The sequence below is a fragment of the Ciceribacter azotifigens genome, from assembly GCF_048159625.1.
GTDB classification, from domain to species: Bacteria; Pseudomonadota; Alphaproteobacteria; order Rhizobiales; family Rhizobiaceae; genus Allorhizobium; species Allorhizobium azotifigens.
Genome location: NZ_JBLQTA010000013.1, coordinates 64280 through 85168, shown reverse-complemented (window position 1 = coordinate 85168; position 20889 = coordinate 64280). Strand labels below are relative to the sequence as shown.

Here is a 20889-nt window from a genome sequence, read left to right as displayed (position 1 = left end):
TGTCAGATGTCGAGATTGGCGACGCTCAACGCATTGTCCTGGATAAACTCGCGCCGGGGTTCGACCTCGTCGCCCATCAGGCGCGAGAACAGGCCGTCGGCATCGGTCGCGTCGGTGACCTTCACCTGGAGCAGTGACCGGACGTTCGGATCGAGCGTCGTTTCCCAGAGCTGTTCGGCGTTCATTTCACCGAGGCCTTTGTAGCGCTGCATGGAAAGGCCTTTTCGGCCAGCCGCGAAGATGGAGTCCAGCAAGGCCCGAGGACCCGACATCTCCTGCTGTCCATCCTTTTTGGAAAGTGTGGGCGGAACGCCATAGACCTCCCGCAGTCTGGCGGACATCTGATCGATGTGGCGCGCGTCCGCGGAACCGATCAGGGCTACATCGACGAAAGCCACTTCCTTGACCCCGCGGACCATGCGCTCGAAGCGCAGTCCGCCTTCATCGGTCACATGGCCAGTCCAGCCACGCTCCGTCTCCTCAGCAATCAAGTCGAGCCGACGCGCAACCTCAGCCGCGGTCTGCTCCGCGCGTTCACGGTTTCCCGTCAGTTCCGGATTAAGCGCCCCTGCGATTGCCGCTTGTTCAATCACGTTGCGGTTATAGCGGGAATGCAGACCGTCGATCAGAGAACGCAGCCGGAGAGCGTCCTGGATGACTTCGCGAAGATCGGAAGCTGCGCGCACTTCGCCGTTGCCGAGTGTAAGCCGCGCATCCTCCAGACCCATCGTGATGAGATAATCCTCGAGTGCCTTCTCGTCCTTCAAGTACTGGACCGACTTGCCGCGGCTCACCTTATAGAGCGGTGGCTGGGCAATGTAGAGATGGCCACGTTCGATCAGTTCCGGCATCTGGCGGAAGAAGAAAGTCAGCAGAAGCGTGCGGATGTGAGCGCCGTCGACGTCAGCATCGGTCATGATGATGATCTTGTGGTAACGCAGCTTGTCGGCATTGAACTCATCCTTGCCGATCGATGTACCGAGCGCGGTGATCAACGTTCCGATTTCCTGGCTCGACAGCATCTTGTCGAAGCGCGCACGCTCGACATTCAGGATCTTTCCGCGCAGGGGCAGGATGGCCTGTGTCTCGCGTGAGCGTCCCTGTTTTGCAGATCCACCCGCGGAGTCGCCCTCGACAAGGAAGAGTTCGGACTTAGACGGATCGCGCTCTGAACAATCGGCAAGTTTGCCCGGCAGTGATGCAATATCCAGCGCGCCCTTGCGCCGGGTCAATTCACGCGCCTTGCGCGCGGCCTCGCGAGCCGCGGCCGCCTCAACGACCTTGCCGACAAGGATCTTAGCATCGCCCGGATGTTCCTCGAGCCACGTGCTGAGGGCTTCGTTGACGAGGCTTTCGACCACAGGCCGGACTTCTGAGGAGACGAGTTTATCCTTGGTTTGCGAGGAGAACTTCGGATCCGGGACCTTTACCGAGAGAACGGCGGTCAGTCCTTCGCGGCAATCGTCGCCGGTCAGTGTCACCTTCTCCTTCTTCATGATCCCCGAACTGTCGGCATACGAGACGATCTGACGGGTCAGCGCTCCGCGGAAGCCGGCCATGTGCGTACCACCATCCCGCTGCGGAATATTGTTCGTGAAGCACAGGACGTTCTCGTGATAGCTGTCGTTCCACCACATGGCGACCTCGACGGTGATCCCGTCCTTCTCACCTTTGATGGCAACCGGTTTTTCCACCAGCGGCTTCTTCGAGCGGTCGAGATAGCGGACGAAGGCCTCCAGGCCACCGTCGTAACTCATCTCTTCCTGGCGGACATCAGACTTTCGCTTGTCGGCCAGCAGGATACGAACGCCGGAATTCAGAAACGCCAACTCGCGAAGCCGGTGTTCCAGAGTTCCGTAGTCAAATTCGATATTGGTGAAAGTCTCCGGACTCGGCAGGAACGTAACCTCTGTGCCCGATCGACCTTCGTACTCGCCGCTGACCCTAAGCGGTGCGTCGGCGACGCCGTGCGTGAAGCTAATTTCGTGAATCTTGCCACCACGGCGGATCTTGAGCACCAGCTTGGTCGACAAAGCATTGACCACCGAGACGCCGACACCATGAAGACCGCCGGAGACCTTGTAAGAGTTCTGATCGAACTTACCGCCAGCATGGAGCTGCGTCATGATCACTTCGGCGGCGGACACCCCTTCCGAAGGGTGAATATCCGTCGGAATTCCACGACCATTATCCGTCACCGTGACAGACCCGTCCGCGTTTAACGTGACGGTGACGATGTCGGCATGGCCCGCCAATGCTTCATCGATCGCGTTGTCCACGACTTCATAGACCATGTGATGCAAGCCCGAACCGTCATCGGTGTCGCCGATATACATGCCCGGGCGTTTGCGCACAGCATCCAGACCTTTCAGCACCTTGATCGACTCTGCCCCGTATTCCGCGGAAGCAGTGTTCTCAGTTACCGGCGTGTCACTCATTTAACGATCTTTCCAGTCAGTCATAAGGAGCCACGACGCGTCGAATCAGCGGCTACAATCGCGTCGACTATAGGTGGTTTGGTGGAACTTCCAAACGCGAGGGACCCCGAATCCCGTGGATAGGGATGCCACCGGGGGTTAAACAGGTCATTTGGCTTTTTCTAGGACGCCATTCAACTCGTTTATCACATTCGGAGGAAGCGAGCGAATCCTGCGAGCGAGCGTATTGGCGAGAGCAGTATACTGCGGCGGCAGGCCCGATGTGTCGAGTACTACACGAGGATCGGACATGCCCGCTACGGAAAAAAGCTCCTCGGCTTCGTCCCAGATGATGTTGAAATAGCCGGCGATGCGTTGGAGAAGATCGAAATTCGGCCTGCCGCGTTTGCCGTGTTCAAGCGCCGACAGGTAGGCCGGCGACACTCCGATCGCGACCGCCATCTCCTTCTGCGAAACGCCTTTTCGCCCGCGAAGCATCCGCAGCGCCTGTCCGAAAGGTGTCATGGATGATCCCCCCGCGCGCGGGACAGGCGGACATACAACGCCCCCTCACCGCCGTGCTGGCGTGCAGCCACCTCATACGAGGAGATCAGGTGGCGAAATTCCGGCTTCGAGAACCACAATGGAGCGGCCCGCTTCAACGCTCCATCGCTACCCAATGAACTCCCTTTGCCTGTAATGACAAGCACATGCCGCAGTCCACGCTCATGGACCCTCACAAGGAAGTCGAGAAGCATCGCGTGCGCCTCGCTCTGGACGAGCCCATGGAGATCGATACGCGCTTCGAGAGCGAGATGTCCCCGCGCGAGTTTGCGCTTGACGGGCTTCTCCAACGGGTGATGACGGCCGGCGATCTTCTTTTCGCCCTCGGTTCCGGTCGTCTTCGGCGCGACATTGCTTTCCGGCTGCCCAACCCCCCCCCGGCTCGACTCCGCCGGTTCGGCAACCTCCTCCTCGAAAACCAGCAAATCTTCGAGCCTGCCGTGCAGAGGTCGGGTGGTCCGGGCCACCTTGCCCCACAGGATGCGATCGTCGGCGCTAAGCTTTCCCCTTCCTGGCACTAAATATACCTCGCCGCTGCGTCTTTCGGCACGAGTATATAGAAGTCGGCGTCGTTGCGAACGGCTCCGGCCAGTTCTCCGGCCTCATCACCTGAACCGGTGAAGATGTCACCCCGCGCCGGGCCGACAATAGCCGAGCCGGTATCGAGGGCCAGCATCAACCGTGCGAACGGCTTGCCGCCGTCAATGCTCGTCAGGGTCTCCGAGTGGACAAAAAAAGGAAAACCGAAGGTATGGATCTGCCGATCAACCGCCAGTGATCGTCCGGGGATTAGCGGAACTTTCGCTGCAGCGATCGGGCCGAGAGCCGGATCGTCCACATCCGCCTCTCGGAAGAATATGTAGGAGCGGTTATGCCATAACACTTCGTCGGTCTGGTCGGGATGCTGCGCCAGCCAGCTGCGGATCGACTGCATTGAGATGTTCGCCAACTCGATCTCGCCGCGCTCGATGAGCAACTTGCCGATCGCCGAGAAGGGATGGCCTGCCTTCGCGTCGTAGGTGATACGCTTCGTTCTGCCGTCCGGATAGCGGAGACGCGCGGCGCCTTGGATATGGGCGAAGAAGACATCGACCTTCGACTTCGCCCAGGCGATCTCGAGATTCTGCCCCTCCAGGTAACCTCGATCGATCGCCATCCGGTCCGGATAGGTCGAAATCGTCCCGTTCTGCAGCAATCCGAAGCGGTAGGAAGGATCCATGTCCGCCGGCCGGTTCTCCTGATCGATGTCGATCAGATCGGACGGACGGCGATAGAACGGATGCCGGTACTCATCGCTCGGTTTCGAAGAGACACTTACCTCGGGTTCATAGAAGGCGGTGACAAGACCCGGTTTACCGTCTGTTCGTTCAATCCGGAAAGGCTGACACTCCGTTTCAAAGAAGCGGCGGGCGAGCCCACTGGCCTGGCTTCCCACGTCCTGTGCCTTATCGACGAGCGGCATAAGATCGTCACAAGTGAGACCGAGCGAGCCAGTACGGTAAGCCCTCACGGACCGGACATAACACCCGCACGCCCTTAATCCCGCAAAGAGAGACGAGGGATCATCCTCACCCCAGTGGGGGATCTCGTCGAACGAGACCGGCGTCAGCCGGAAGCCTTCAAGTTCGCCGTTCATTGTTCCGATTCGGTCGCAACAAGCTTCCAGTTCGGGTCACGCGACCGGACGTCACGTGCAAAAGTCCAGATGTCATTGACCTCGCCGACCGCTTCGGGATCGCCGTCGGTCAACTTTCCGTCCCTGTCAAAGGTTGCAGTTATGAGCTGGCAGAGCACGCGAATGGTGACCTGTTCCTCGTTGTCCTTGACGCCGACCTGCTTTATTTCGGCCTTTTCGATGCCAACGAAAGTCGACTTCATCATTTCGCCACGCGACTCCCGCTCGGAAATCGCACTGTCAAAACCCTCATAAACCTCACGCGAGAGCAGGCTCTTCAACGTCTTGCGATCTCCTGCGGCAAAGGCGGTGACGATCATCTCGTAAGCCATTCGAGCACCGTTCAGGAATTCCTTGGGGTTGAAACCGGGATCAACGGCCACCAGGTCCCTAAGTGATGAATTGAGCGACGTGCCGGGTTTGGCAAAGGCATCAATCGCAGAAAAGCGGTCATCACCGGCTTCCTCGCGGCGCGGCAACGTCACCAGCTTTCCATCATCGCCGCCCGGTGCCTGCGGCACATCACGGGGGCTGTAGGGTTCGAAGGGCGGCTTCTCATTTCCGGTCCTGCGGCCTAGAACGCTGCGCAGCTGGAGAAAAATCAGCACTGCGGCCACGAGAAAAAAGAGCGTTACAAAGTCGTTGGAACCCATCGCATCCGCCAGTGACGTTTATTTTTCGATCTTCATTCCCATATAGTCTGCATCCGGCCATCATTCAAATGGCGTTGCCAATGTTTGGCTCGCCTCATCATCCCGAACCATCTGCCGACGGGCCATCGACAGGTTCGGAGGAGAATTGCGCATGCGCATTACGGCACTGTTGTTGATAGCTCTCCCGCTCGTCGAGATCGCCGGCTTTATTGTCGTAGGCAAGGCGGTGGGCATCGCCGCCACGCTCGGACTGATCATCCTCTCAACCGTCGCCGGGCTCGCGCTGCTTCGCATTCACGGCCTCGGGATGATAAGGAAATTGCGTGAAGAAGGCCAAGCCGGCACTGATCCCGGAAAGGCCTTCGTTCATGGAGCGATGATTGCTGCTGCGGCCGTATTTTTCATCATCCCCGGATTTGTCACCGATCTCATCGGTCTGTTGCTCCTGCTACCGTTCACACGAAATTTCGTGTGGTCGCGGCTTGGCGCACGAACTGTCTTCTTCTCCTCGCGTCAGAAGTACTACGCCGCGTCCGGCAGCGGTTCGCAAAGGGAGCAGTCACTAACCATCGATCTTCAGGAAGCCGATTTCCGTCGTGAGCCGGACAACAACTCACCTTGGCATGTGAAGAAGGAGCACGACTAATAAGCTCGTTGCGTCGGCCGGCTGCAAGGGTTGTAACCGTGGGCCCGAAGTGTTAGATGGCCACGACAATCAAAAGCCGCGAGGAGCGCCCAATGGCCAACGACAACACGGGAACGGCGAGCCCCTCCCTCAATATTCTGGCTCAGTACATCAAGGATCTATCGTTCGAGAACCCCGGCGCTCCGCGCTCGCTGCAGTCTCGCGAAAGAGCTCCCGCGATCAACATCAACGTCAATGTCAACGCCAATCCGTTGTCGGACTCTGACTTCGACGTCGTGCTTTCGCTGAACGCCGAAGCCAAGGACGGCGACAAGATCGTGTTCGCCGCTGAACTGGTTTATGGCGGTGTCTTCCGGATTTCCGGATTCCCGCAGGAACATATGCTACCGGTTCTCTTTATCGAGTGCCCGCGCCTGCTTTTCCCCTTCGCACGCCAGATCATCGCCGATGCGACGCGCAACGGTGGCTTCCCGCCGCTGATGATCGATCCCATCGATTTTGCGCAGATGTTCGCGCAGCGTGTGGCCGAAGAACAGGCCCGAGCCAAGGTCCAGGCTACGAACTGACCGCCGTGGTACCAAAAGAGAAAGCCCGGTTCGCCGGGCTTTTCTGTATGAGCGGGGCCTGACGTTTCTAAGATTGATACCGGGACCAGATTGCTTTTTCGCCCAGGCGCGCGATCAACAAGCGGTGAGATTCGATTTCGTCGACGGTAAGGCGCGGGGCGAGCTTTGTCGTTCGCACGAGCAGATGGTCGGCAATCTCGACTTCTTCCTCCGCAACTGCCTTCTTCTCCTCCGCCTGCACCAAGCCGAAGGCAGCCTGACGACCTCCGAGCATCTCGATGTAGACTTCGGCCAACAATTCGGCATCGAGAAGTGCTCCGTGCTTTGCGCGGTGGGAGTTATCGACACCGTAACGCCGGCAAAGCGCATCAAGTGAATTCGGCCCCATTGGATGTTTTCGACGCGCCAGAGCCAGAGTGTCGATCACCATATCGGACGGCACGGGCGAGCGATTCAGGCGTTCGAATTCGGCGTTTATGAAGCCAATGTCGAAGTTCGCGTTGTGAGCGATCCAGCGAGCGCCCTCGAAGAACTCGAGGAGCTCCTCCACGATCTCTGCGAAGCGCGGCTTGTCTTTCAGAAAGTCATCACTAATGCCGTGGACGGCAAGCGCGTCCGGGTGCACCTTGCGATCGCCGGGATTAATATAGACGTGGAAGCTGCGACCGGTCGGAAAATGGTTCAGCAGTTCGATCCCACCGATTTCGATGACCCGATCGAACTTCGACTCCAGTCCCGTTGTTTCCGTATCGAAGACGATTTCCCGCATGTACTATCCTCCAGTCGACGACTGGCGTCGCAAGATGGAAATAATCTCACCCACCTGACTGCGCGCCGATTCGATGCCATGACCCGTGTCGATGACAAAATCGGCACGCGCACGCTTTTCCTTATCGGGCACCTGTCGCGACAGGATCAAGTCGAATTTCTCCTCCGTCATGCCCGGCCGCTTCAGGACCCGCTCCTTCTGTAGCTGCGGATCACAACTGACGACCACGACGACGTCGACACGATCCTGGGCACCTGTTTCGAAGAGAAGCGGTATATCCAGCACCGCTATGTCGGCGCCAGAATCCCGCGCACCGTCCAGGAACGCCCGCTCCCGGCTTCTGACCAGCGGATGAACGATCCCCTCAAGGATCTTAAAGTTAGCCGGATTCTTTGCCAGATTCTCCGAGAGCTTGTTCCTATCGATCGTCCCCGCTTGGATTACGTCCGGAAATGCAGCCGCAATCAGCGGCACTGCTTCTCCACGATAGAGATCGTGGACCACCCGATCCGAATCGCTGACGGGAATCCCCTGTTCCGCAAAGAGCGCCGCCGTCGTCGATTTGCCCATGCCAATCGAGCCAGTCAGTCCAACAGTAATCATGCATGTGTTTCCATGTCGGCAATCACAAGCGCCCGCAGCTCAGGCGTGACTTCCGGACGGCGTCCGAACCACTTTTCAAAACCTGGCACCGCCTGATGTAGAAGCATGCCGAGTCCGTCCACCGTCGCTAATCCATGATGCTCCGCCTGCAGCAGAAGCGGCGTTACGAGCGGGACATATACGATGTCGGTCACGGTCGCCTCTGGCTTCAGCCGCTCCAGAGGAAAGTTCGGAACCGGCGTCCCGTGCATCCCCAGTGAGGTCGTATTGACAAACAATCCAGCGCCGGCGAGGACCTCGGAGAGCGCTCCCATCGGATGAGCAAAGACCTTTCTCCCGAAGCGATCCGCGAGTTCCTCCGCACGCTCCACCGTGCGATTGACGACGTGGATCTCATTGAATCCCCTATCTCTCAGGGCTTGGATGATCGCTCGGCTCGCGCCGCCGGCGCCGAGCACGACGGCTTTCTCAAAACGGTCCCACCCCGGCCTTCGCTCATCGAGATTGGCAAGGAAACCTAGTCCGTCGGTATTCGTCGAGTATACCAGCCCGTCTTCTACCCACAACGTGTTGGCAGCACCAAGTTCCTCGCTCAGGACATCCGGTCTATCGGCAAGTCGCACCGCCATTTCCTTATGCGGTATGGTGACATTGCCGCCGCTGTAACCCGCGGTACCGTCTCTCAAACGCCCGAGGAATACCGGAAAGTCCGCTTCGGTGACTTCTACGGCGCGATAGCTCCCTTCAATGTCAAACTGCCTGAGCCAATAGCCGTGGATAATCGGCGAGCGGGAATGCTTGATCGGATAGCCGACCACAAAAGCGTGGCGACCTGTTTCACGTGAATCAGACATCGATCTCCCCCAGTTCCCGGAGTTGTGCCAACAGCGGCAGGAGAGGAAGTCCCAAGATGGTGAAATAGTCTCCCTCTATTCTCTCGAAGAGCTGAATGCCCTCACCTTCAAGCTGGTAGGCTCCAACACTGCGCAGGACCGTCTCGGCCATCCTGGTGAGATAGAGATCGAGGAAGGCATCGGAGAATTCGCGCATCGTGAGTTCCGCTATGCCTACGTCACTCCATAGAATCGCACCGTTGCGCGCAAGGGTGACCGCGCTGTTCAAGCGATGAGTTTTTCCTCTAAGGAGCACCAGGTTGGTCCTCGCCTCGGCGATGTCGGCAGGCTTGTGAAATATGCGATCTCCAAGCGACATCGTCTGGTCGCAGCCGATCACCACCGCGGATGGGAGACGGCGACTCACATCGAGCGCCTTCTGTCGGGCGAGCTCCGCGGCCAGTTCCACAGGTCCGAGACATCTGCCTCCGCTGCCGCGTTCGATCTCGCGTTCATCGATTTCCGCCGGGATCGCCTCGAAATCGAGGCCAGCATTCTTCATCAACATTCGCCTCGATGGGCTTGCCGACGCGAGAACCAATCCTATCGCCATATTTCGTCGTCCCGTCCTTGTTTGCCGGATTCGCCTAACGCTGCTTCACCTTCAGAGCAACGATCGCCGCCGCAGTCTCTTCGATCGACCGTCGGGTGACATCGATCAACGGCCAGTTATGACGAGCACAGAGCAGACGCGCGTATTTCAGCTCTTCGGCGATTGATGCACGGTCGATATAATCGCGCTGGTCAAAGCCGGCCGTTGTCCCGAGCTCGCGGTTTCCCCTTACTTGAGAAATCCGGTCACTTGTAGCAATCAGTCCGACGACAAGGGGTTTTGTGGCGCTGAGCAGGCTCTCCGGCAACGGCACGCCGCAGACGATCGGCACGTTGGCGGTCTTGATGCCCCGATTGGCCAGGTAGATGCTCGTCGGCGTTTTCGAGGTGCGGCTGATGCCGACAAGGACGACGTCCGCCTCGTCGTAGTCGCCAGGCAATTGGCCGTCGTCGTGATCCATGGTGAAATTAAGAGCTTCAATACGGGCGAAATACTCGGCCGTAAGAGCGTGCTGCGCACCGACTCGTCGGCGAGACGGAGCACCGAGATACGTCTGGAAGATGGCCATGACGGGTTCGAGCACATTGACCGTTGGAAGCGCCATGTCACGGCAGCATGCTTCCAGCACCTCAGCGAGTTCGCGGTCGACGATTGTATAAAGAACAATCCCGGGCTCCTGATCGATCGTCTCCAAGACCGAAGTCAGCTGCCGCTTGTTACGGATAAGCGGATAGACGTGTTCGATCGCCACGCTCGCATTGAATTGCGCGGCAGCGGCTCTTCCGGCCGAGATCAGAGTCTCCCCTGTCGAGTCAGAAATCAGATGCAGATGGAAGAAGTTTTTTCTGTTCTCCACGCTGTTCTTACTCGTCTGTTGAAAACCAGGGAGGAAAAGAGGTAGCGACAGCCGAGGTCTCCAGGCAAGGGGAAAAGTGCCTTTTTATCCACATCTGCCTCTGGATGGAGAAAGAACGGCAGGCCTTGTGGATTGCGGGAATAGGAGGATGGAAATTCCGGATTATCCACAGCTTGTCCAATTCATCTTCGTGACAAGATCTCCATCAAGACCCTGAAATTTCAGGAGATATATGATTCAGTCGTACTCGCAGCCTTTTTTTGTCCCCACCGCGGCAAACATCGCCCGCACCAGCCGTATTGTGGTGGATGAGCTTTAATCCTTGATAGTCAGTGACTCTTAGAAATAGAAGAAGATTCATATCTCATATTTTTTTTGGAAGGTTCGACCGTTGGCCAACTCTCGTCGGAAGGTGATGGATGTCTTGAGAGGGGAAGTGGTGAACCCTCCGCCGATCTGGCTCATGCGCCAGGCAGGACGCTATCTTCCGGAATACAGGGAGACACGCGCTCGGGCGAGGAACTTCCTCGACCTTTGCTATTCACCTGACCTCGCCGTGGAGGTCACTCTGCAGCCAATCCGCAGATACGGCTTCGATGCAGCGATCCTTTTTTCGGACATCCTTGTGGTACCCGATGCGCTTCACCGCAATGTGCGCTTCTCTGAGGGCCATGGCCCACAGATGGATCCAATTTCGGCTGATGAAATCGGTGCACTGAAGACGGAAGGTTTCCTTGGCCATCTCCAGCCAGTCTTTGAGACTGTTCGTCGGCTGCGGGAGGAACTCCCTAATGAGACGACGTTGTTGGGCTTCTGTGGCGCGCCATGGACTGTCGCAACCTACATGATCGCCGGCCACGGAACCCCCGATCAGGCGCCGGCGCGGCTGTTCGGGTACCAGCATCCCGAAGCCTTTGACCACCTGCTGGCCGTTCTCGCCGAGCTGTCGGCCGAATATCTCGTGGCCCAGATCGATGCTGGCGCGGACGCCCTCCAGATCTTTGATTCGTGGGCAGGCGTTCTCGGCGAGGATGAGTTCGAACGCTACTGCGTCAAGCCGGTGGCACGAATCATTGCCTCGGTGAAAGCGCAACGACCGTCGGCGAAGATTATCGCGTTTGCCAAGGGAGCCGGCCTGATGTTGACGGATTACAGGAGAAAGACTGGAGCCGACGCCATCGGCCTCGACTGGACAGTACCTCTCTCTTTCGCGGCCGAATTGCAGAAAGATGGACCGGTGCAGGGAAATCTTGACCCGATGCGCGTGGTAGCCGGCAGGAATGCCCTTGCAGAAGGTGTCGATGCGATTCTGGCGGCACTCGGAAATGGGCCCCTGATTTTCAACCTCGGCCACGGCATCACTCCTCAGGCCGATCCGGAAAACGTTGCCGCCTTGGTCGCCCGAGTGCGGGGGAGCAGAACCTGATGGCGGAGCATGAAGCGAAGGCCTCGGGGCGGAAGGTCGTTGCGAGGGCTGCGACGGCCATCTTCCTGTTTTGCCTCGTCGCATTAGGCCTCGTGTTCCTGCAGCCGGAGGCGTTGTATCTTTGGATCAAGGCGCTTCACGTCATCGCCGTCATCTCCTGGATGGCGGGAATGCTCTACATGCCGCGTTTGTTCATTTACCATTTGGATGCGCCGCTGGGTTCGCAACAAGCGGAGACCTTCTCCGTCATGGAGCAGCGTCTGCTGAAGATCATCATGCGTCCTGCGATGGTGATTGCTTGGATTCTCGGCCTCTACCTGGCGTGGGAGGGTTTCGCCTTTATGGGGGGGTGGCTTCATGTGAAGCTGGCGGCGGTGCTTGCGCTGTCGGCCGTGCATGGATATTTTGCCCGTGCTGTTGCAGCCTTCGCCCGTGGCAACTATATGAAGACCGCTCGGTTCTGGCGGTTGATGAACGAAGTCCCGACCATTCTAATGATCGTGATCGTCATCATGGTCATCGTGAAGCCTCTTTAGGCCGGCGGACGGCCTTCCGGCTTATTTTAGACCGGATGTGCCTTTTCGCTTGCGGCGGGTAGGTTGAATCGCTATTTTCCCGCAAATCCCATCTACCTCAGTGTGCGTGACATCCTGTCACTTGCGGCTACACAGACCGTACCGATCAGCATCAGCACGCCCCTCCCCTACGAAAAGACGTGGTTCCCCTTAATGGCTGAAATGAAGCTACAAGAACTCAAGAGCAAATCTCCGACGGACCTGCTTACCTTTGCAGAGTCGCTTGAGGTGGAGAATGCCAGCACGATGCGCAAGCAGGAGCTGATGTTCGCGATTTTGAAGATGCTCGCCGCCCAGGATGTCGAGATTATCGGCGAGGGCGTGGTTGAAGTTCTGCAGGACGGTTTCGGGTTTCTGCGCTCGGCCAACGCAAACTACCTGCCAGGACCGGACGATATCTATATCTCCCCCTCACAAATCCGTCGTTTCTCTCTGAAGACCGGAGACACGGTCGAGGGCCCGATTCGCGGACCCAAGGAAGGTGAACGATATTTCGCGCTTCTGAAGGTCAATACGATCAATTTCGAGGATCCTGAAAAGATCCGCCACAAGGTTCATTTTGACAACCTGACGCCGCTTTATCCGAACGAGCGGTTCAAGATGGAACTCGAAACGCCGACAAAAGATCTGTCTGCACGCGTCATTGATCTCGTCGCCCCTCTCGGTAAAGGTCAGCGCGCACTGATCGTCGCTCCCCCGCGAACCGGTAAGACGGTACTGTTGCAGAACATCGCGCATTCCATCACTGCCAATCATCCGGAATGCTATCTCATCGTTCTGCTGATCGATGAGCGTCCGGAAGAAGTGACCGACATGCAGCGTTCTGTCCGCGGCGAGGTTATCTCCTCGACATTCGACGAACCGGCAGTTCGGCATGTTCAGGTGGCTGAGATGGTCATCGAGAAGGCCAAGCGGCTCGTCGAGCATGGTCGTGACGTCGTCATCCTTCTCGATTCGGTTACGCGCCTGGGTCGCGCCTATAACACGGTTGTTCCGTCCTCCGGTAAGGTTCTGACCGGCGGCGTCGACGCGAATGCGTTGCAGCGTCCCAAGCGCTTCTTCGGTGCGGCCCGCAACATTGAGGAAGGTGGCTCGCTGACGATTATCGCGACCGCGCTGATCGATACAGGTAGCCGCATGGACGAAGTGATCTTTGAAGAATTCAAGGGTACCGGCAACTCGGAAATCGTTCTCGACCGGAAGGTCGCCGACAAGCGCATCTTCCCGTCCATGGATATCCTGAAGTCGGGTACGCGCAAGGAAGACCTTTTGGTCCCGCGTCAGGATCTCCAGAAGATATTTGTGCTGCGGCGCATTCTTGCGCCCATGGGTACGACCGATGCTATCGAGTTCCTCATCGACAAGCTGAAGCAGACGAAGAACAACGGAGACTTCTTCGACTCGATGAACACCTGAGCGGCTTTGGTACTTAGCCGGATTCTTCGGCCGGCAGCGAGGACGAGGGGTGAAGCTCCGTTGGGGTACGTCAATGATCCCTGATTCCAACGAGACGATCTTTGCACTATCGTCCGGTGCCCTGCCCGCAGGGGTCGCCGTTGTGCGGCTGAGCGGGCCGGCCACGTTCGTCGTCTTGAATGCACTCATTGGAACGCTTCCAAGGCCCCGTTTTGCAAGCTTGAGGTCGATTCGGAGCCGTGATGGTGTTCTCCTGGATACGGGGCTTGTCGTCATCTTTCCGGGCCCAGCGTCCTTTACCGGCGAGGACTGCGCCGAGATCCATCTTCACGGCGGGAAGGCGGTAGTCGCGGCGGTCCTGTCAGAGCTAGAAGGCTTTGATGGATGCAGGATTGCAGAGGCTGGCGAATTCTCCAGGCGAGCCTTCGAGAACGGAAAACTCGATCTGGTCGAGATCGAGGGCCTCGCCGATCTTCTCGCGGCGGAGACCGAGATGCAGCGACGACTGGCCGCAGAACAGAGCTTCGGCCGGCTGTCGGCGGTCTATGATGGCTGGCGCGAGCGGCTTCTTCATGCCAGGGCCATGGTCGAGGCAGAGCTGGATTTCGCAGACGAGGGTGATATTCCCGGCTCCGTGTCTGACCAGGTGTGGCCCGACCTCAACGCGCTTGCGGGTGAGGTGAGAAAGCAGCTTGAGGCCGAGAGAGCCGGGGAGATCATCAGAGACGGTTTCAAGGTGGTCATTGCTGGATCGCCCAATGTCGGCAAGTCAAGTCTCCTGAACGCCCTGGTCGACCGCGAAGTGGCGATCGTGACGGAATACGCCGGTACGACACGCGACGTTCTTCATTGTGAGTTGGACATCGCCGGCTTCGCCGTTCACCTGTTCGACACGGCCGGCATCCGGGAAACCGACGAGCCCGTGGAACGGGAGGGCATAAGGCGAGCGTTAGGGACGATCGCGGAAGCCGATCTCGTTCTTCATCTGAAGGACGCAAGCGCGGCCGCCGAGTCGGTCGATTTCGTGCACCACGGCGACGTCCCTGTGATCACCGTCGGAACAAAGATCGACGCGATAACCGATTCGTCTCCGAAACATACATATGATTTAATGATATCATCGGCTCAGAAGGTTGGGCTGGATGATCTTCGGCAGGCTATCCTTCAGGTGTTGCGCGAGAAGACATACGTGATCTCTCTTGCAATTCCGAGTCGGATTCGGCAGAGACAGCATCTGCGCGATATCCTCGCGAATGTCGAGGAAGCGGTGAGAAGTGCTGATATCGGTCTGGAATTGAGAGCCGAGTACCTGCGGCGCGCGTCAGATTCGCTCGGAAGAATCACGGGGAAGATTGATGTCGAGGCTATGCTCGGGAAGATTTTCTCGGATTTCTGTGTCGGCAAGTGATTCACGTGAAACACGAGACATCTTGAAGCGCGAATGAAATCTGCGAACGCGGAAGGTGAGAGATATGCGTTTTGATGTAGTCGTTGTCGGAGGTGGCCACGCCGGTTCAGAGGCAGCCGCGGCCGCGGCTCGGATGGGTGCCCGGACTGTCTTGGTTACGCATCGTCGCGACACGATCGGAACAATGTCATGCAACCCGGCAATCGGTGGCTTGGGAAAAGGACACCTGGTTCGTGAGATTGACGCCCTGGACGGCCTGATGGGACGTTGCGCAGACCGAGGTGGTATCCAGTTCCGGATGCTGAACCGGCGGAAGGGCCCGGCGGTGTGGGGTCCTCGGACGCAGGCAGACCGCGGACTGTATAAGAACGCCATACAAGAGTCGCTGTTTGCGCTCGATAACCTTGAGATTATCGAGGGTGATGTCTTCGATATTGACCGTTCCGATACCGAAATAAAATCGGTAGTTCTGAAGGACGGGCGGCAAATACATGCCGGTGCCGTTGTGCTGACGACGGGGACATTCTTGCGCGGACTAATTCACATTGGTGACCGCAAGATTGCGGCTGGCCGTATAGGCGAAGATCCATCCGTCGGGCTGAGCGCGACGCTGGCCAGAGCCGGCCTTCGGCTCGGACGATTGAAGACTGGCACTCCTGCTCGTCTTGACGGGAAGACGATCGACTGGGCATCGCTGGATAGTCAGGCGGCCGATGCTGATCCTACGCCGTTTTCCTTCCTCACCGAGAGAATTACGAATCCGCAGATCACTTGTGGGATTACCCGTACGACGGAGCGAACCCACGCGCTTATCAGAGAGAACATTCATCGCTCGGCGATGTATTCCGGACAAATTGAAGGCGTCGGGCCTCGTTATTGCCCGTCCATCGAGGACAAGATTATGCGGTTCGGTGACCGTGACGGACATCAGATCTTCCTCGAACCGGAAGGGCTGGACGACGATACTGTGTATCCGAACGGCATCTCGAGCTCCCTGCCGGAAGAGGTTCAGGACGCCTTCATTCACTCCATTCCAGGTCTTGAGAGCGTTCGAATTCTGCAGACCGGCTATGCGATCGAGTATGACCATGTCGACCCCACCGAACTTTACCCCACCCTGCAGGTCAAGAATATGCCAGGTCTATTCCTGGCGGGACAGATCAACGGGACCACGGGATACGAGGAGGCGGGTGCCCAAGGGCTGGTCGCCGGTTTGAACGCCGCGCTGCTTGCGGGAGGTGGAGCGCCTGTGGTCTTGAGCCGCACCGACTCATATATCGGCGTCATGATCGATGATCTTACGTCCCGCGGAGTGGCTGAGCCGTATCGCATGTTTACGTCGCGCTCGGAATACCGGTTGACACTCCGCGTCGACAATGCGGATGAGAGATTGACGCCTTTCGGTATGCAGGTTGGATGCGTTGGTGCGGAGCGCGCCCAACGCTTCTCGGCCTACCAGCGCGAGATGGAGGATGCGCTTGCGCAGCTTTCAACCCGGACGCTTTCTCCGACAGCTGCGTCACATGCCGGTATCGTGGTGAACCAGGACGGGCGGCGACGGAGCGGTCTGGAGCTTCTTTCCTATCCCGGGGTCGATCTGGATGCATTGCGCCAGGTTTGGGTTGATCTCCCCGCATGGCAACTGAAGGTGAGGCAGGCTGTGGAGATCCACGCTGCCTATTCGGTCTATCTCGATCGCCAAGAGTCAGACATCGCGATGGTCCGGAGGGAAGAGGGGCGCGTGATCCCGACGGACTTCGACTATTCCAGCCTGTCGGGTCTGTCGAATGAGCTCAAGCAGAAGCTCGGGGTCGCCCGTCCCTGGAGCATCGCGCAGGCATCGCGCCTGGACGGCATGACGCCGGCAGCACTTTCGCTGTTGATTGCGCATCTCAAACGCGCAGAGCTTCGGATGGTCAGTTGATACAATGCAGGAGAGTCTCGCCCTTGATGTAATCGGCCTGCGTGTTTCACGTGAAACGTTGGGACGGCTCCGCCTGTTTGCGGAGCTCTTCCGGAAGTGGTCACGCACGATTAATCTCGTCGCTGCTTCTACGCAAAACGACATGTGGAGGCGCCACATTGCCGATAGCGCACAGATTTTCGCCCTCTCGCCGGAGCCAAAGCAGTGGGTTGATCTTGGAAGCGGTGGCGGTTTCCCAGGGGTAATTACCGCCATTCTGCTGGCGGAAACAGGCGCCGGATGGGTCCATCTCGTCGAAAGCAATCACAAAAAGGCAAGCTTCTTGCGTCTTGCCCTCAGTGAAACTGGTGCACGGGGGAGTGTTCACGCGTGTCGGATTGAGGAAGCACACCAGCAGATCCAGCATTGCGATGCCATATCTGCGCGAGCACTAGCGACGCTTGATCTACTGTTCGATTTCGCAGCTCCCTGGGCTGAGCGCAATCCTGACCTCCGTTGCTTCTTCCACAAAGGACGGGATTACCAGTCCGAGGTGGACAAAGCTCATGGTGGTTGGTCTTTTGATCTGCTACAACACCAGAGCGCGATAGAGGCGGATTCCGTCATCCTGGAGATCGCTCATTTGGCGCGGAAACTCTGAGCAGAGTCGGGTAGCAGCATGGCTGGCGAGAAGAACCGGATCATCACCATTGCCAATCAAAAAGGCGGCGTTGGAAAGACGACGACTGCAATTAACTTGGCCACTGCGCTCGCGGCCATCGGAGAGCGCGTGCTGATTGTCGATCTTGATCCGCAGGGAAACGCCAGTACGGGTCTCGGAATCGAGCGCAAGGAGCGCAGGTACTCATCCTACGACGTTCTGGTCGGGAGCCACCGGATTGAGGACGCCGTTTTGCACACGGCGGTGCCCAACCTCTCGATCGTTCCCTCCACGCTGGATCTCCTTGGACTTGAGATGGAGATTTCCCAACATGCAGACCGAGTCTTCAGGCTGAAGAAAGCGCTTCAGGCCGACGATGCGCAAAAGTACACATATATTCTCATCGACTGCCCGCCATCGTTTAACCTCCTTACAATGAACGCGATGGCCGCGGCGCACTCCGTTCTCGTACCGTTGCAGTGCGAGTTTTTCGCTCTTGAAGGGCTTAGCCAGTTGCTCGAGACGATTAATCAGGTCCGTCATAGCGTCAATCCGAGTTTGGACATACAGGGTATCGTCCTGACAATGTTCGACTCGCGCAACAATCTGGCCCAGCAAGTGGTGTCCGACGTGCGCACTCACCTCGGTGAAAAGGTCTATTCGACGCTCATACCGCGCAACGTGCGCGTGTCGGAGGCGCCGTCATATGGGAAGCCGGCAATTCTCTACGATCTGAAGTGTGCAGGCAGTCAGGCCTACCTTCAGCTTGCATCCGAGGTCATCCAACGTGAGCGTCAGCGGCGGGCCGCGTGACACCGTCATTCGATTTTTTCAGGTGAGGCGAGCATGAGCGACGATCTTTCCAAACGCCGGCTTGGGCGCGGTTTGGCAGCACTTATCGGTGAGATGGATCAACCTCTCCCTGTCGGAACTCCCCGCTCCGCCGTCAATCCCGATCGGACTGTTCCGATCGAGTATGTGTCGCGAAACCCGCGCAATCCCCGTCGGTACTTCGATGAGACGGAGTTGCAGGACCTCGCGGGGTCTATTCGTCAGCACGGAATTGTCCAGCCCGTGGTTGTCAGGACATCTGGCGCTGAGCGATACGAAATAATAGCCGGCGAAAGACGCTGGCGAGCGGCTCAACTCGCAGGGCTGGCGGAGATTCCCGTAATCGTCAGAGATGTCGATGACCGGACGGCCCTGGAGCTTGCCATCGTCGAAAATATCCAGCGCGCAGACCTTAATCCGCTGGAAGAGGCTCTCGGATACGAGCAGTTGATCGCGGAGCACGGTTACACTCAGAACGACCTTGGAGAGATCATCGGCAAGAGTCGAAGCCATGTCGCCAACAGCCTTCGCCTGCTCAAACTGCCTGAGCCGGTGCGGGATATGCTGGCTGAGGGAAGTCTCTCAGCCGGGCATGCACGAGCACTGGTGTCGACGCCGGATCCATTGGTCTTGGCGAAGACGATCGCCACCAAGGGGCTCTCGGTGCGTGATGCCGAGCGACTCGCTCAGAATCAGATCAGGGCTCAGTCAGAGCCTAGCACGGCGATACAACGGGAAGCCAAGGATTCGGATACGATTGCACTCGAGCGCAGTCTTTCCGATCGACTTGGCCTTTCCGTAACCATCAACCATAAAGGCGCAGGCGGTCAGATTCGGATCGGCTATAAGTCATTGGATCAGCTGGAAGAAATATGCCGACTGCTTGAAGGTCGCTGACCTGCCCAGTCTAGCGGGTCTGCCTGTTCCGACGCGAGGCCTGCAAAGTCGTCGACAGAAGCGTCTGCAGGGCGAGATTGTCTTCAAGAAGCGGTTTTTGCCGCGATTTCAGGATGGCGGCCTGTAGCTTCGTCGCCTCTCGCGAGAGATCCCCAGAATTCCAGTTCCTGAGCGCTCTCTCGACGATCGGCTTCCGCCTGAAATGTATTCCTCGGCCGAGACTTTGCATGACCTGAGCAGGCTGGAGGTGCCTTTCCTCCATCTCTGACCTCATCAGATCGAGTTGCTGGAACTGTCGCAAGCAGGACTGCAGCACAAGGAATATGGGCGTCTTCGATGTTGTGATCTTTTGCACGGCGTGAAGAAACGCGTCAGGATCACCGGTCAGGACTGCGTCGATAACCTCGTCAGTGGAAATACCACTCGCGTCTCCGATGATTTCTCTCACATGCTCTTCATCAATGACGTCCCGCCCGAGGCAATAGAGAACAAGTTTCCTGATTTCATTGCGGGAGGCAATCCTGTCCCCACCGATCAGTTCGACCAGCAACTCACGTGCTGCCGGCGTGATTCGCAGGCCCGCGGCCGCAAGCTCGCCATCTATCAGGGCGTTCAGTTGGCGCACGTCATCTTGATAACAGGCAATTGCTGCCACCGTGCGGGCGGCCTCCGCAGTCTTGCGCAGCAGCGCACCTTTCTTGAGATCGCCAGCCTCTACGATGACATGGCTCGTTTCAGGTGGATTCTCGCTCAGGTACTGCAGGCCCTCAACGAGTGCCTTCTCGTTGGCTGCGTCCTTGATCCAGATAAGCTTACCACCGCCGAAGAGACCAAACGCATTTGCTTCGTCAATCAGGCGTCCTGGATCACCCTGAAGATCACTGGCATCCAAGCGGATGACCGAAAAGGGATCCTCGAGCTCAACTCCAGTGACCTTCGCCAGTTGACTCGCTCGCTCGGAGACAAGTCCCCGGTCTGGGCCGTAGACGACGAAGAGACGGTAATGCCTTGCCGATTTCTGGAGAAAACTGTCGAACTCGCCTGACTTTATCTCCGACATCGCGCCGCCTGCTCAGCGCCCGATGATCGTCGCAATGTCGGCGCGAATAAGCTCGGCCAACTGATGGGCGCCCCTGTCTTCCGCATCGCGGATCGCGCGTAGTTTGGCAAATTCCTGCTCGGGATAGTCAACCGGTGCAACGATCTGGCGACGACCGGTACGCAGGACCGTTCCATCCGAGGCACGCGTGAGCGTATAGTCAGCGGAGACAATGACGCGTCCCGCTTTCGGAACGTCTGAAGACTGCTCGAGAAGTACGCCCATTGTCTTCGACTCGACCTTCATGTCGACCGCGTACTGCGGATTCTCCGGCTCTCCGGCGCCTCCGCCGGTAAGGAACACCAGCTGATTGCGGACCTCCTGGCCGACGCGGCTGTCGGCCTCTGAGTAGGCGATCGCCGCCAGGCTCTCCGCCCTGCCCGCCGCTCCGTCATGCAACGGACGAACCTGGCAGCCGGCGAGAGCCGTTGCCACGCTCAAACCAAGCAAAATCCTTCGGAACGGACGAGCGATGCGT

22 protein-coding genes are annotated in these 20889 nt (G+C 58.0%); 10 read left to right on the top strand and 12 right to left on the bottom strand.

Going from position 1 to position 20889, the window contains the following annotated elements; all coding sequences use genetic code 11:
* Positions 1 to 2: 2 nt before the first annotated feature.
* The 5 genes from gyrB to ACM6UT_RS17340 all read right to left on the bottom strand — a co-directional run bounded on the left by gyrB (position 3) and on the right by ACM6UT_RS17340 (position 5309).
* The gene (gyrB, locus tag ACM6UT_RS17360) at positions 3 to 2438 is read right to left on the bottom strand and encodes a DNA topoisomerase (ATP-hydrolyzing) subunit B (protein WP_416798601.1); all 2436 of its coding nucleotides are present in this window, start codon (positions 2436 to 2438) and stop codon (positions 3 to 5) included.
* A gap of 147 nt (positions 2439 to 2585) precedes the next feature.
* Positions 2586 to 2942 (bottom strand): helix-turn-helix domain-containing protein, encoded by a 357-nt coding sequence (locus ACM6UT_RS17355; protein WP_416798600.1) that lies wholly within the window; start codon positions 2940 to 2942, stop codon positions 2586 to 2588.
* Positions 2939 to 3499, bottom strand: coding sequence for a Smr/MutS family protein (locus ACM6UT_RS17350; RefSeq protein WP_416798599.1), 561 nt, complete (start codon positions 3497 to 3499; stop codon positions 2939 to 2941). The genes ACM6UT_RS17355 and ACM6UT_RS17350 overlap by 4 nt, the downstream gene beginning before the upstream one ends.
* Positions 3499 to 4617: a murein transglycosylase A gene (gene mltA, locus ACM6UT_RS17345; protein ID WP_416798598.1), complete on the bottom strand. Its 1119-nt coding sequence runs from the start codon at positions 4615 to 4617 to the stop codon at positions 3499 to 3501. The genes ACM6UT_RS17350 and mltA overlap by 1 nt, the downstream gene beginning before the upstream one ends.
* The gene (locus ACM6UT_RS17340) at positions 4614 to 5309 is read right to left on the bottom strand and encodes a Tim44/TimA family putative adaptor protein (protein WP_416798597.1); all 696 of its coding nucleotides are present in this window, start codon (positions 5307 to 5309) and stop codon (positions 4614 to 4616) included. The genes mltA and ACM6UT_RS17340 overlap by 4 nt, the downstream gene beginning before the upstream one ends.
* Positions 5310 to 5460: 151 nt before the next feature.
* Here ACM6UT_RS17340 and ACM6UT_RS17335 point away from each other — a divergent pair, with 151 nt between their 5' ends.
* Positions 5461 to 5955 carry an FxsA family protein gene (locus ACM6UT_RS17335; protein ID WP_416798596.1) on the top strand — a complete coding sequence of 165 codons (495 nt, stop codon included), beginning with the start codon at positions 5461 to 5463 and terminating at the stop codon, positions 5953 to 5955.
* A gap of 92 nt (positions 5956 to 6047) precedes the next feature.
* Complete coding sequence (gene secB, locus ACM6UT_RS17330; protein ID WP_416798595.1) at positions 6048 to 6521, top strand: protein-export chaperone SecB; 474 nt, start codon at positions 6048 to 6050, stop codon at positions 6519 to 6521.
* Positions 6522 to 6588: 67 nt separating this feature from the next.
* On the opposite strand, the gene dnaQ is transcribed toward secB, so the two are convergent.
* The 5 genes from dnaQ to ACM6UT_RS17305 are packed head-to-tail and all read right to left on the bottom strand — an operon-like array spanning position 6589 to position 10195.
* Positions 6589 to 7290 carry a DNA polymerase III subunit epsilon gene (gene dnaQ / locus ACM6UT_RS17325; RefSeq protein WP_416798594.1) on the bottom strand — a complete coding sequence of 234 codons (702 nt, stop codon included), beginning with the start codon at positions 7288 to 7290 and terminating at the stop codon, positions 6589 to 6591.
* A 3-nt stretch (positions 7291 to 7293) separates the two neighbouring features.
* Entirely contained in the window at positions 7294 to 7893 is a 600-nt protein-coding gene (coaE, locus tag ACM6UT_RS17320) for a dephospho-CoA kinase (RefSeq protein ID WP_416798593.1), read from the bottom strand.
* Positions 7890 to 8747 (bottom strand): shikimate dehydrogenase, encoded by an 858-nt coding sequence (locus ACM6UT_RS17315; RefSeq protein WP_416798592.1) that lies wholly within the window; start codon positions 8745 to 8747, stop codon positions 7890 to 7892. The genes coaE and ACM6UT_RS17315 overlap by 4 nt, the downstream gene beginning before the upstream one ends.
* Positions 8740 to 9339 (bottom strand): Maf-like protein, encoded by a 600-nt coding sequence (locus ACM6UT_RS17310; RefSeq protein WP_416798591.1) that lies wholly within the window; start codon positions 9337 to 9339, stop codon positions 8740 to 8742. The genes ACM6UT_RS17315 and ACM6UT_RS17310 overlap by 8 nt, the downstream gene beginning before the upstream one ends.
* A 34-nt stretch (positions 9340 to 9373) precedes the next feature.
* Complete coding sequence (locus ACM6UT_RS17305; protein ID WP_416798590.1) at positions 9374 to 10195, bottom strand: pyruvate, water dikinase regulatory protein; 822 nt, start codon at positions 10193 to 10195, stop codon at positions 9374 to 9376.
* Between the two features lie 391 nt (positions 10196 to 10586).
* On the opposite strand from ACM6UT_RS17305, the gene hemE reads away from it, so the two are divergent.
* From hemE to ACM6UT_RS17265, 8 genes are all read left to right on the top strand, one after another.
* Positions 10587 to 11621 (top strand): uroporphyrinogen decarboxylase, encoded by a 1035-nt coding sequence (gene hemE / locus ACM6UT_RS17300; protein WP_416798589.1) that lies wholly within the window; start codon positions 10587 to 10589, stop codon positions 11619 to 11621.
* Complete coding sequence (gene hemJ / locus ACM6UT_RS17295; RefSeq protein WP_416798588.1) at positions 11621 to 12157, top strand: protoporphyrinogen oxidase HemJ; 537 nt, start codon at positions 11621 to 11623, stop codon at positions 12155 to 12157. The genes hemE and hemJ overlap by 1 nt, the downstream gene beginning before the upstream one ends.
* A gap of 192 nt (positions 12158 to 12349) precedes the next feature.
* The gene (rho, locus tag ACM6UT_RS17290; protein WP_129334076.1) at positions 12350 to 13612 is read left to right on the top strand and encodes a transcription termination factor Rho; all 1263 of its coding nucleotides are present in this window, start codon (positions 12350 to 12352) and stop codon (positions 13610 to 13612) included.
* A 73-nt stretch (positions 13613 to 13685) separates the two neighbouring features.
* The gene (gene mnmE / locus ACM6UT_RS17285) at positions 13686 to 15020 is read left to right on the top strand and encodes a tRNA uridine-5-carboxymethylaminomethyl(34) synthesis GTPase MnmE (protein WP_416798587.1); all 1335 of its coding nucleotides are present in this window, start codon (positions 13686 to 13688) and stop codon (positions 15018 to 15020) included.
* A 64-nt stretch (positions 15021 to 15084) separates the two neighbouring features.
* On the top strand, positions 15085 to 16944 hold the full coding sequence (gene mnmG / locus ACM6UT_RS17280) for a tRNA uridine-5-carboxymethylaminomethyl(34) synthesis enzyme MnmG (protein WP_416798586.1): 1860 nt from the start codon (positions 15085 to 15087) through the stop codon (positions 16942 to 16944).
* 4 nt (positions 16945 to 16948) lie between these two features.
* On the top strand, positions 16949 to 17584 hold the full coding sequence (rsmG, locus tag ACM6UT_RS17275; RefSeq protein ID WP_416798585.1) for a 16S rRNA (guanine(527)-N(7))-methyltransferase RsmG: 636 nt from the start codon (positions 16949 to 16951) through the stop codon (positions 17582 to 17584).
* Between the two features lie 18 nt (positions 17585 to 17602).
* Positions 17603 to 18397 carry a ParA family protein gene (locus ACM6UT_RS17270; RefSeq protein WP_416798584.1) on the top strand — a complete coding sequence of 265 codons (795 nt, stop codon included), beginning with the start codon at positions 17603 to 17605 and terminating at the stop codon, positions 18395 to 18397.
* Positions 18398 to 18430: 33 nt separating this feature from the next.
* Entirely contained in the window at positions 18431 to 19312 is an 882-nt protein-coding gene (locus ACM6UT_RS17265) for a ParB/RepB/Spo0J family partition protein (RefSeq protein ID WP_416798583.1), read from the top strand.
* 10 nt (positions 19313 to 19322) lie between these two features.
* Here the strand turns inward: ACM6UT_RS17265 and holA are convergent, their stop codons facing one another.
* Together holA and ACM6UT_RS17255 are read right to left on the bottom strand one after the other, a co-directional pair.
* On the bottom strand, positions 19323 to 20372 hold the full coding sequence (gene holA, locus ACM6UT_RS17260; protein WP_416798582.1) for a DNA polymerase III subunit delta: 1050 nt from the start codon (positions 20370 to 20372) through the stop codon (positions 19323 to 19325).
* A 12-nt stretch (positions 20373 to 20384) separates the two neighbouring features.
* A complete protein-coding gene (locus ACM6UT_RS17255) occupies positions 20385 to 20852 on the bottom strand; it encodes an LPS assembly lipoprotein LptE (protein WP_416798581.1) in 468 nt (155 codons plus the stop codon).
* Positions 20853 to 20889 lie beyond the last annotated feature (37 nt).